The sequence below is a fragment of the Citrobacter sp. Cy070 genome (assembly GCF_030332245.1).
GTDB classification, from domain to species: domain Bacteria; phylum Pseudomonadota; class Gammaproteobacteria; order Enterobacterales; family Enterobacteriaceae; genus Citrobacter; species Citrobacter youngae.
This window is the reverse complement of the sequence record NZ_JAOWIG010000041.1, coordinates 1-2,510: the sequence shown is the minus strand read 5'-3', so window position 1 is coordinate 2,510 and position 2,510 is coordinate 1. Positions and strand designations below refer to the sequence as shown.

Below are 2,510 nucleotides of genomic sequence, written 5' to 3'. Positions count from 1 at the left end.
TGCATCTCCGGATCGCGTTGCTGCTCTTTGTTCTTGGTCGAGCTGGGTGCCTCAATGATGGTGGCATCGACCAAGGTGCCTTGAGTCATCATGACGCCTGCTTCGGCCAGCCAGCGATTGATGGTCTTGAACAATTGGCGGGCCAGTTGATGCTGCTCCAGCAGGTGGCGGAAATTCATGATGGTGGTGCGGTCCGGCAAGGCGCTATCCAGGGATAACCGGGCAAACAGACGCATGGAGGCGATTTCGTACAGAGCATCTTCCATCGCGCCATCGCTCAGGTTGTACCAATGCTGCATGCAGTGAATGCGTAGCATGGTTTCCAGCGGATAAGGTCGCCGGCCATTACCAGCCTTGGGGTAAAACGGCTCGATGACTTCCACCATGTTTTGCCATGGCAGAATCTGCTCCATGCGGGACAAGAAAATCTCTTTTCTGGTCTGACGGCGCTTACTGCTGAATTCACTGTCGGCGAAGGTAAGTTGATGACTCATGATGAACCCTGTTCCATGGCTCCAGATGACAAACATGATCTCATATCAGGGACTTGTTCGCACCTTCCCTAGCTGAGTACTAATGCTGGTGGCCTCGCATTGAAAAGCTGTCAACCCGGAGAGGCAGATAGAAATTGCAAGAATGTTTCTACGGAATACATTCTTTATATTATAGTTGCGCGAAATCTTCATTTTTCCCCCGGGTTATTAGCATTTGGGTTAGGTGTCGAACCGTAGCCAGCTTTAGCTTGTATATATTTGATAAACTCATCAGGTTGTTGAGTTAGGTCTTTAGGCATGTCATTCAGAATGTTTGAGTCGATATAGCCGGTATCGTTATATGGCAAGGTGCTCTTATATTGCTGGTCAGAAATGATCCCTGCATCGTGGGCAATAAGGACTGTTCTTGAAATTAACTGGTCTGCACTGATAGGCCCAAATGAGACAATGCGTGTTGTAGATGGCGGGATTGCCAGAGCTATCGCAGGTGCGTTTGATATTTGGAGCTTTGATGCCTGGCCAGAATCAGGCCTCCAGTCCGGGTAAATATTCCCTGGAAGAGGTTTACCATCAAGTGAAATTGGGATGACCTTCATGTCTGTCATGAAACTAAACGTATTCATAACAGAAGCTTGCTTTACGCATATGGAGCAGTTTTCCCCACGGAAGAAGAAAAACAATCCTGCTTTTGTCGCTACGTCTTTTATGACCGTTCTCGAATTGTTTTCAGCTTCATTCGATTGATCCATTGCCCCAAATGTTGAGGTTGAGCGGCGGCTATTCTCATCTATGAGGGGGTCGGTAGAAGTAACCAACCTAGCCATATCAGTAAAGCGGCTGGCTTTATCCAGCATAATGCGTTGGGCCAGAAAATATGCCCTAACGTTTTCTTGGGTAGGATTGTCGATGGCCTGGTTGCGTAGTTTCTGAATGTTTTCATTAAACCAGGCTACGGTGAACGGAGCCGGGCCGGGCTTTTCAGTTGCGGCAGGTTCTGGAGTCGACTCCATAGGTGTTTGAGCAACCTGTTTAGGCGTTTCTTGAGGCGGTAAAGTCGGCGGAGGAGGTAACTTCACTGGCTTTTTCTTCACTGGCTCAGGTGGCGATTTACGCCAGAACCAACCTTCCTCTTTTCCATTCAGAAATGCCTGACCACCAGCGAGGTCGTCACTGGTGGTCTGAGGGGATTGAGACGTTGGGGTGTTACCCTCATCCGCAAGAACTGAGGTAGAAAAAGCAAATCCCACTAGCAGGGGAATAATGATTTTAGTTAAAAATTGATATTTCATCGGAATTACCCTCGGAAATTATTCTTGCGATAGACTCCGTCCAGAAAAAGCTATTTTTTCCACTAAAGACCCTTGCACTTTCAAGTTGGCGAGTTAATGCATAATGCCTATATCTGACCTGTCCTATACGTTTGGCTACACTATCCGACTTAACACCAATTTCGGAGCAAGCCTCATCGAGAGTCATGCGTGTTCCATATTTACGCAACAGCTCATCAGTAACTATGTTCTTAGGGTCGTCGTTAACTAAGGAAGGTGCGAATAAGCAGGTCATTTCTTCCCAAGCTGACTCGCTGATTAAAATTTCGCGGATCTGGGCCGATTTTTTTCCCGCAAACACATCGAATCAGCCTATTTAGGCTATTTTTTCCACCATTTCTGGCGTTATTTCCGGTTTTTACTGAGATCTCTCCCACTGACGTATCATTTGGTCCACCCGAAACAGGTTGGCCAGGGTGAATAACATCGCCAGTTGGTTATCGTTTTTCAGCAGCCCCTTGTATCTGGCTTTCACGAAGCCGAACTGCCGCTTGATGATGCGAAACGGGTGCTCCACCCTGGCACGGATGCTGGCTTTCATGTATTCGATGTTGATGGCCGTTTTGTTCTTGCGCGGATGCTGCTTCAAGGTTTTTACCCTGCCGGGACGCTCGGCGATCAGCCAGTCCACATCCACCTCGGCCAGCTCCTCGCGCTGTGGCGCTCCTTGGTAGCCGGCATCGGCTGA

3 protein-coding genes and 1 pseudogene are annotated in these 2,510 nt (G+C 48.4%); all 4 read right to left on the bottom strand.

All coding sequences use genetic code 11. The annotated features are described in order from the left end of the window. Positions 1 to 494 (bottom strand): annotated as a pseudogene (locus tag OGY19_RS04055) (IS5-like element IS5B family transposase); the annotation flags it as partial. 188 nt (positions 495 to 682) lie between these two features. Then, entirely contained in the window at positions 683 to 1,783 is a 1,101-nt protein-coding gene (gene traF, locus OGY19_RS04050) for a conjugal transfer protein TraF (RefSeq protein WP_007372246.1), read from the bottom strand. Then, entirely contained in the window at positions 1,761 to 2,123 is a 363-nt protein-coding gene (locus OGY19_RS04045) for a hypothetical protein (RefSeq protein WP_286596234.1), read from the bottom strand. Before OGY19_RS04045 ends, traF begins: the two co-directional genes overlap by 23 nt. Before the next feature lie 57 nt (positions 2,124 to 2,180). Beyond that, on the bottom strand, positions 2,181 to 2,510 hold a 330-nt coding region (locus tag OGY19_RS04040; RefSeq protein WP_202096121.1), incomplete at its 5' end, for a transposase.

Coding starts and splice junctions, on each gene's coding strand:
- traF (WP_007372246.1), bottom strand. CDS start 1,783: ATGAAATATCAATTTTTAACTAAAATCATTATTCCCCTGCTAGTGGGA.